At 69.1% G+C, this 7,729-nt stretch carries 8 protein-coding genes; 6 read left to right on the top strand and 2 right to left on the bottom strand.

Annotated elements, in window-relative coordinates; translation table 11 throughout:
- Positions 1 to 268: 268 nt before the first annotated feature.
- Positions 269 to 499, bottom strand: a complete 231-nt coding sequence (locus ACQP1O_RS39195) for a hypothetical protein (protein WP_433563341.1) — start codon at positions 497 to 499, stop codon at positions 269 to 271.
- Positions 500 to 649: 150 nt separating this feature from the next.
- On the opposite strand from ACQP1O_RS39195, the gene ACQP1O_RS39190 reads away from it, so the two are divergent.
- The 4 genes from ACQP1O_RS39190 to ACQP1O_RS39175 all read left to right on the top strand — a co-directional run bounded on the left by ACQP1O_RS39190 (position 650) and on the right by ACQP1O_RS39175 (position 5,000).
- The gene (locus ACQP1O_RS39190) at positions 650 to 1,810 is read left to right on the top strand and encodes an epoxide hydrolase family protein (RefSeq protein WP_433563340.1); all 1,161 of its coding nucleotides are present in this window, start codon (positions 650 to 652) and stop codon (positions 1,808 to 1,810) included.
- A gap of 170 nt (positions 1,811 to 1,980) precedes the next feature.
- Positions 1,981 to 2,550 carry a Uma2 family endonuclease gene (locus tag ACQP1O_RS39185; protein ID WP_433563339.1) on the top strand — a complete coding sequence of 190 codons (570 nt, stop codon included), beginning with the start codon at positions 1,981 to 1,983 and terminating at the stop codon, positions 2,548 to 2,550.
- A gap of 129 nt (positions 2,551 to 2,679) precedes the next feature.
- Positions 2,680 to 3,447 carry an ABC transporter ATP-binding protein gene (locus tag ACQP1O_RS39180; RefSeq protein ID WP_433563338.1) on the top strand — a complete coding sequence of 256 codons (768 nt, stop codon included), beginning with the start codon at positions 2,680 to 2,682 and terminating at the stop codon, positions 3,445 to 3,447.
- Positions 3,432 to 5,000: a hypothetical protein gene (locus ACQP1O_RS39175; RefSeq protein ID WP_433563337.1), complete on the top strand. Its 1,569-nt coding sequence runs from the start codon at positions 3,432 to 3,434 to the stop codon at positions 4,998 to 5,000. The genes ACQP1O_RS39180 and ACQP1O_RS39175 overlap by 16 nt, the downstream gene beginning before the upstream one ends.
- Before the next feature lie 74 nt (positions 5,001 to 5,074).
- Here the strand turns inward: ACQP1O_RS39175 and ACQP1O_RS39170 are convergent, their stop codons facing one another.
- Complete coding sequence (locus ACQP1O_RS39170; RefSeq protein WP_433563336.1) at positions 5,075 to 6,202, bottom strand: GDSL-type esterase/lipase family protein; 1,128 nt, start codon at positions 6,200 to 6,202, stop codon at positions 5,075 to 5,077.
- Between the two features lie 110 nt (positions 6,203 to 6,312).
- Between ACQP1O_RS39170 and ACQP1O_RS39165 the strand changes: the two genes are divergently transcribed.
- Both ACQP1O_RS39165 and ACQP1O_RS39160 read left to right on the top strand, forming a co-directional pair.
- Positions 6,313 to 6,783: a MarR family winged helix-turn-helix transcriptional regulator gene (locus ACQP1O_RS39165; protein WP_433563335.1), complete on the top strand. Its 471-nt coding sequence runs from the start codon at positions 6,313 to 6,315 to the stop codon at positions 6,781 to 6,783.
- Between the two features lie 99 nt (positions 6,784 to 6,882).
- Positions 6,883 to 7,725, top strand: coding sequence for a patatin-like phospholipase family protein (locus tag ACQP1O_RS39160; protein WP_433563334.1), 843 nt, complete (start codon positions 6,883 to 6,885; stop codon positions 7,723 to 7,725).
- Positions 7,726 to 7,729: the final 4 nt, after the last annotated feature.

Here is a 7,729-nt window from a genome sequence, read left to right as displayed (position 1 = left end):
CCCGGCCCTGCCGGTGACGAACACCCCCGTTCGTCACCGGCACCGGCGGCAAACGACCCACCCCGTCTGCATGCCGGAAGCCCCGGGATGTCCGACAGGCATAGAGCGGATGTCTCGTGGCGCCCCGCTTCGAGCATTGATTCGAAGCTCACGCCCGGGGACAGCGCTGACCGAGGCGAAGGAATTGCCCGGGGCCGCGACCCATACGGTCTTCGGTGACTCGAGGCGGAACAGGTCGACAAGCTGTCGGACCTGCTGTCCCGAATCGTCAACGCGCCTTGGAGGACTCGAACCGCGGTTTGGCGCATGGCCCGTGCATCGCGTCCATATCGCCGGCGATGAAGGTGTCGGGGCCCAGAGGTAGCTCTCGGCGATGGACGCGCTTGATCGTGTAGAAGCGAATCGGGATGCCGCGCTGCCGAAGTCCTTCCGCCAGCAGGCTCTCCTCGTGGCGCATCGGGCCATTGCCGGAGTACTGAAGGAACGCGGTGGTGATCATGGTGGTCACCATCTTGCACGGCTGACCTCCGGGCGGTGGTCAGCCGCGCAAGGGAGGTGGGTCAGGCATGGGGGCCTTGGCGTGGACAGCGCGGGAGATAACGAATTGTCGTGATGTGGAGGACCCCTCTTTATCGGAAAGCTCGATGTCATGAGCGACACCGACATCCGCCCCTTCCGCATCGACATCCCGCAGGCCGACCTCGACGACCTGAACCAGCGCCTGACTCGCACCCGGTGGATCGACGAGGTCCCGGGCACGGGGTGGGAACGCGGCGTCCCCACCTCCTACCTGCGTGAACTCGCCACCTACTGGGCCGAGAAGTTCGACTGGCGCGCCATCGAAGCCACGCTGAACGCCCACCCGCAGTTCTCCACCACCATCGACGGGCAGCACCTGCACTTCCTCCATATCCGCTCCGAACAGCGGGACGCGATCCCGCTGCTGCTCATCCACGGCTGGCCCGGCACCCCCGCCGACTTCCTCGGCATGATCGGCCCGCTGACCGATCCGGCCGCCCACGGCGAGGCCGACGCCCCGGCCTTCCACCTGGTCATCCCGACCCTGCCGGGGCACGGATTCTCCGGGCCGCTGACCGAAACCGGTTGGGACGATGGGAAAGTCGCTGCCGCGCTGGCCGAGCTCATGACCCGGCTCGGTTATGAGCGGTTCGGCGTGCACGGTGGCGACCACGGCGCATTCGTGGCGCCGCGTGTGGGCCGCGACTTCAGCGACCGGGTGATCGGGGTGCACGTCAACGCGCTGGTCACCTTCCCCACGGGCGATCCGGCCGACATGGCCGCGCTCACCGGGGCCGAACAGCAGCGGTTGGCGGCGATGAAGCAGTTCCAGGACGACGGCTCCGCCTACATGAACCTGGCCGGGTCGCGGCCGAACACGATCGCGCAACTGCTGGCGGATTCGCCTGCGGGACAGCTGGGTTGGATCGTGGAGAAGTACAAGGAGTGGACCGATGCCGCCCACGAGCTGCCCGAGGACGCGATCGATCGGGACAAGATCCTGACGACCGTCGCGATCTACTGGCTCACCGACACCGCCCGCAGCGTCGCCAACTACTACTACGAACGCTTCCACGACTACACGATGTTCGCCCCGAAGCCGAAGGGCACGGTCCCGACCGGCGTCGCGGTGTTCACCACCGCCGACTTCGCCATCCGCCGCTTCGCGGAGCAGGCACACAACATCGTGCACTGGTCGGAGTTCTACTCCGGCGGCCACTTCCCCGCCCTGGAAGTCCCCGACCTGCTCACCGGCGACATCCGCGAATTCTTCACCACCCTCACCCGCTGATCGGAGCGCGCCGCAACTCGCCGGTGACGAACGAACAAATGTTCGTCATCGGCGAGTCGCTATCGGGATGGAGCTACCGTTCAGCCTTGTTGGCGGTGGTGTGCAACCAGATTGGGAAAAGGGGGGTGTTTGCCTTGGCGATGCCGGCACTCGAGCCAGACAATTCGTCTATGCATGTGCCTGCTTCCGATCGTTGGACCGCGGCCGATCTCGATCACCTTCCCGAGAACGGACTCCGGTACGAGGTCGTATGTGGGCAGCTTGTCGTGAATGCCGCGCCGAAACCCATCCATCAGCTGATGGTGTCCCAGCTGGGGCGGATACTCGACTCGGCGCTACCGGACGGGCTCTTCATGATCCCCGGGGTCGGGGTGCTCATCGGCGACGACGAGCCGATCCCGGATCTGCTGGTGTGTGCGGGCCCGGTCCCCTGGGACGAGCGGGGGATACCTGCGGCGCAGGTCGCACTGGCGGTGGAGGTCGTCTCGCGCTCGACCGCCGCCATGGATCGCCGGATGAAGCCTGACCTCTACGCAGACGGCGGGATCCCGAACTTCTGGCGGATCGAGTCCAATCGCTTCAAGGGGCAGTTGTCCAGCGAAGAGCTCCCGGTCCTGTTCGCGTACGCGCTCACCGACAGCGGCGAATACGAATTGGTCGCTCGTTGCCCGGCCGGCCGTGTTGCCGCCCTGAATCTCCCCTTCGACATCGCCTTCGACCCCGCGTCCCTCCGGCCGTAGCGCACCGTAGTGCGCGACTGCCGGATTCGAGCGCCCGGTTGCGGTGGAGTGCGGGTTGAGCGATATGTCTGGCAGTGGAGCAGCATGCTTATCGTGAAAGGGCGATAGGTGGGGCTCCGAGGAGGGCATATGACTGTCGATGGGCGACCGGCGCTCGAGCTGGATGGGCTCTACAAGAAGTTCGGAGGGCCCTGGGTGGTCGAGGGGGTGAGCCTGGCGGTGCCGCCCGGGTCGTTCTTCGGGCTGGTGGGTCCGAACGGGGCGGGGAAGACGACGACGTTGTCGATGGCGGTGGGGTTGTTGCGGCCGGATCATGGGGCGGCCCGGATTTTCGGACATGAGGTGTGGTCGGATCCGGTGCGGGCGAAGACCGTGGTGGGGGTGTTGCCGGATGGGTTGGCGTTGCCGGAGCGGCTCACCGGGCGGGAGCTGTTGAACTTCACCGGGTTGCTGCGCGGGATGAACAGGGCGACCGTGGTCGGGCGGGCGGACGAGCTGCTGCACGTGCTCGAGCTGGACGGCGCGGAAAACACTGTGGTGGTTGATTATTCGGCGGGCATGCGGAAGAAGATCGGCCTCGCCACCGCTCTGCTGCACGCACCGAAACTGCTGGTGCTGGACGAGCCGTTCGAGGCGGTGGATCCGGTGTCGGCGGGAACAATTCGAACGATCCTGCAGCGGTTCGTGGCCGCGGGTGGATCGGTGGTGCTGTCGAGTCATGTGATGGCACTGGTGGAATCCATCTGCGACCGGGTCGCCGTGATCAACCGGGGACGGGTGGTGGCGGGTGGGACGCTCACCGAGGTACGCGGCGAGGGCACGCTGGAGGAGGCCTTCGTGCGGCTGGTGGGCGGGCGCGTGGGCGGCGAAGAGGGGCTGTCGTGGTTGGCGTCCTGATCCGCATGCGATTGCGCATCACCGCGCGGCACATGCGGGAAGGCCGTGCGGCGCTGAACTTCTGGACCGGCAGCGTCTTCGGCCTGATCGCCGCGGTGGCCACCGCGCTCATCATCGCCGGCGCGCACGAGACCGTGCACGGGGGAGTGACGGTGGCGGCGGCGATCTTCGCGGCCTGGACCCTCGGCTGGATCTGCGGCCCGGTGCTCACCGGCAGCAGCGACGAGACCCTGCAACCCGAGCAATTCCGCCTGCTGCCCTTGACGACTCGGCAACTGGCCTACGGGCTCGGCGCGGCGGCCTTCGTCGGGCCCGCCCCTATCGTCAACCTGATCGCCTTCGGCGGCCTGGTCCTGCTCGCCGCGCCGATCGGCCTGGGCGCCACCGCGATCGCGGCGCTCGGCGCGGTCCTGCAACTGGTGTTCGTGGTCCTGCTGTCGCGGGTCGTGGTGGCCTGGCTCGGCGCGGCCATGCGGTCCCGGCGCGGCAAGGACCTGGGCGTGCTCTTCGCCGCCCTCATCGGCCTGGCGTATTACCCACTGAACCTGCTGGTTTCGGCCCTCGGCCCGAAACTGCAGGGCGACCACAGCGGCCTGTCGGTGACGCTGCGCGCGGTCCCGTCGGGCTGGGCGCCCTACGCCGTCGAGGCCGCGGCCCGCGGCAATTACCTGCTCGCCCTGCTGCCGCTGCTCGGCCTGGCGCTGCTGTCGCTGATCCTGTGGCAGTCCTGGGCGGTCCTGCTGGAGCGCCGCCTCACCACCCCGGCCGCACCCGCCGGCCAGGTGGTCGACACCGGCGGCGGTCTGCTCGACCGTTTCATCCCCGCCACCGCGATCGGCGCCGTGGTCGCCAAGGAGCTGCGCACCTGGTGGCGCGACGGCCGTCGCCGCGCCGCCCTGCTGCCGCTGCTGATCATCGGTTTCGTGCTGCCGATCTTCCTGTCGCTCCGCACCGGCGGTAGCGGAACCATCCCGTTCTCGGGCGCTTTCGTGGTGTGGCTGGCCACCATGTCCAGCACCAACCTGTACGGATTCGACGGCACCGCGATCTGGCAAACGCTGGTGACGCCCGGCGCGCTACGCGCGGACGTGCGCGGCCGCGCCTACGCCTGGCTGCTCCTGGTCACTCCGCCGTCGGTGCTCGCCACCCTCATCCTGCCCGGCGCGCTCGGCCGGCCGTACCTGTACGTCTGGGCGCTGTCGACGCTGCCGGTGCTGGTCGGCGTCGGTGTGGGAGCGGTGGTGTTCCTGTCCACGCATGCCGCCTTCGCCCTGCCACCGCAGCGCGGCAACCCGTTCGCGGGCTCGGGCAATCCCGGCTGCCTGAAGATCCTCATGCAGTTCGCGGTGGGCCTGGTGCAGTTGCTGACGGCGGCCCCGGTGCTCGCGATACTGGGAATCGGTGTGGCACTCCACAACTCGCTACTCCAGTGGGTGGCGCTGCCGATCGGCGTACTGCTCGGCGGGGTGGGCGCCGCACTCGGAATCCGCTGGGCGACCACCCGGTTGGAGGCCCGTGGACCGGAGCTGCTCGCCGAGGTCACACCGCGCTGAACCGCGCTTTGCCCATGGATCGAGGCAGGATCAGGCCGCCGCACCGCGCCTGCCCTGACCCGCCGACCGGCCGCTCACCGGAAGGCCGGCGGCAGCGCGGTGAGATCCACCGCCTCCGCCATGGCCCGGGCGCCGTCGTCATTGAGATGCATCCCGTCACCGCTGTCGAACTCGGGCCGGATGAAGTCCGGATCCGCCGGATTCTCCACGGCCGCGGCCACATCGAAGACGGCGTCGAACACCGTGGTGGTGCGCAGCCACTCGTTCACCGCGCGCCGCACCGGAATGCCCTCGGCCACTGCCAGACCCGGGTAGATGGCCCCGCCGAACGGTCCGATGGTGTTGGCGTAGATCGGCAGTCCGGCCGCGTGCGCCCGCTCGGCCAGTGCGGCGAAGCCGGCGATGAGCGCCCCGGCGGTCGCGGTGCCGGCCAGGATCAGGTCATTGATGCCGAAGTTGGCCCACACGGCCGCGACCCCCGGCACCGACGGCACGTCGCGCTCGAACCGGGCCAGCCCGTGCTCGCCGATCTCGTCGGTGAGCAGCCGGTTGCCGCCGATGCCCTGATTGACCGCCCACCCGGTGGCCAGCCGCTGGTTCAGCACATCCACCGACCGGCGGTTCGCGCCGTGGGTCGAGCCGAAGCCTTCGAACCACGAGTCGCCGAAGGCCACCAGCACCGGAACCTCGGAGTCGACAGCGATGTCGATTCCGGTGAGGAGGAACCGCGACGCGGTCTCCTCGGCATCGGACGGAGCGGCGTCACCCGTCCGATCGCCGGCGCTGACCCAGCTGCTGTCGACCGGGAGCTGCGCGAACGCGGGCAGCGCCGGTTCGGGCAGGTACACGCTCAGCGCCAGTTCGGTCCCCGCCTCGACGGCCAGGTCCACCGGGTCGCTGAGGATATCGGCCCCGGCCGGGATCCGGGTGGACTCGGACCCCGCGAACCGCACCGCGGTATCGGTCTCGGGCACGATCTCACCGCCCGTCTTGCGCACGGCGATCCGCGCCCTGCCGATCACGAGTTCGTCGGTGCCGTAGCGATTGGTCAGTCGCACACGCAGCTGTGACCCGCCGCCGGCCACCCGCACCACCTGTCGCACGGTCTCGCCGGCGAAGGCCCGCGGCTCGGCGAGCTTGATCTCCTCGGCCGGATTCACCAGCGGCGCACGGAATCCCGCCACCCAGCGCTCGGTCTTCATCGGAACCTCCATGTAGTTGCAGTGCGGAATATTGCGTTAGCAACAAGATATCCGAAATGCTCCGCGTGTCAACTATCCGCACTGAAAACGTCTGGTCTAGGCTGCTCACCGTGGATCCCAATCTCTTCGACGACCCCCGGCTGACCGCGGTCGGCCTGCTCTACGAGGCTCACGACGGGCTCATCGCCCGGCTCGAGGAGACCTGGAAGCGCAATGGCCTGTCGGGACTCGACCTGAATGCCCTGATGCGCCTGAGCCGCTCACCCGGCCGCAAGCTGCGCATGACGGATCTCGCCATCCAGACCAGCCTGTCCACCTCCGGCGTCACCCGGCTGGTGGATCGCCTGGAGCGCAATGGGTTCGTCCGCCGCGAGGCCGATCCCGCCGACCGGCGCAGCTCCTACGCGGTGCTCACCGCCGCCGGGGCGACCCGCGTGGCGCGCGTACTGCCCGCGTATCTCGACGGCGTGGAGCGCTGGTTCACCGGCCTGCTCAGCCCCGAGCAACTCGACCAGCTCACCGCGAGTCTGCGCATCATTCGCGATGCCACCAATCCCGACGCGACGCACGTCTCGGAATGAGCGGTGGAAATCGGGCCATAGCCGCCGTTCCGGCGGCCCAACCGGTAGCTTTCGTACCGCAGGGTGTCTTTCTCGGCGGGTAGGAAAGTGAGAGCAGGTATGACGACGGAACGTGCGCTGGTGATCGGCGGCGGCGGGGTGGCCGGGATCTCCTGGGCGACGGGCATTCTCGCCGGGCTGGCGGATGCGGGCGCCGACGTGACCGGGGCGGATCTGCTGCTCGGCACCTCCGCCGGGTCCAATGTGGCCGCCCAGGTGGGCAGCGGGATCGAACTCGCGGAACTGGTTCGGCGGCAGGTGGATCCGGCGGTGCAGAGCCGCGAGATCGTGCCCTCGATGGAGAGGTTCGCCGGGCTCTGGGAGACGCTGGCCGCCATCATCGAGGAACTGCAGGTGGATTCGGTCGAGCGCCGGCAGCGCATCGGCGCGCTCGCGCTGCGGGCGGAGTCGGTCCCGGAGCCGGAGCGGCGGGCCGTCATCGAGACCCGGCTGCCCGTGCACGAATGGTCCGATCGGGATGTCCGGATCATCGCGGTGAACGCCGACACGGGCGAGCTGCGGGTCTTCGACAAGGACTCCGGCGTCGCGCTGGTCGACGCGGTGACCGCCAGCTCCGCGGTGCCGATGGTGTGGCCCTGCGCCACGGTCGACGGCGCGCGCTACACCGATGGCGGCGTCCGGACGTCGGTGAACGCCGATCTCGCCACCGGCTACGCCCGGGTGCTGGTGATCGCGCCCATGCCGGACGCGGAACTAGAGGCGCAGGTGGCGGGCCTGGTCGCGGCCGGCGCCCGGGTCGAGGTGATCGCCCCGGACGAGGCCGCCACCGCGGCCTTCGGCTTCAACCCGCTCGACACCGCCACCCGCGTCCCGTCACTGGAAGCCGGTCGCGCGCAGGGCAAGGCGGACGCGGACCGCGTGCTGGCGCTCTGGCAGAACTGACGGA

The sequence above is a fragment of the Nocardia sp. CA-151230 genome, assembly GCF_050942175.1.
Lineage (GTDB): Bacteria > Actinomycetota > Actinomycetes > Mycobacteriales > Mycobacteriaceae > Nocardia.
Note: the sequence above shows the minus strand (reverse complement) of the source record. Positions and strands in the feature narration are given on the sequence as shown.

What these genes read in the sequence shown, in the direction of transcription:
- ACQP1O_RS39160 (WP_433563334.1), top strand. Translation starts at nt 6,883, where the DNA reads ATGACGACGGAACGTGCGCTGGTGATCGGCGGCGGCGGGGTGGCCGGG.
- ACQP1O_RS39190 (WP_433563340.1), top strand. Translation starts at nt 650, where the DNA reads ATGAGCGACACCGACATCCGCCCCTTCCGCATCGACATCCCGCAGGCC.
- ACQP1O_RS39170 (WP_433563336.1), bottom strand. Translation starts at nt 6,202, where the DNA reads ATGAAGACCGAGCGCTGGGTGGCGGGATTCCGTGCGCCGCTGGTGAAT.
- ACQP1O_RS39180 (WP_433563338.1), top strand. Translation starts at nt 2,680, where the DNA reads ATGACTGTCGATGGGCGACCGGCGCTCGAGCTGGATGGGCTCTACAAG.
- ACQP1O_RS39185 (WP_433563339.1), top strand. Translation starts at nt 1,981, where the DNA reads ATGCATGTGCCTGCTTCCGATCGTTGGACCGCGGCCGATCTCGATCAC.
- ACQP1O_RS39195 (WP_433563341.1), bottom strand. Translation starts at nt 499, where the DNA reads ATGATCACCACCGCGTTCCTTCAGTACTCCGGCAATGGCCCGATGCGC.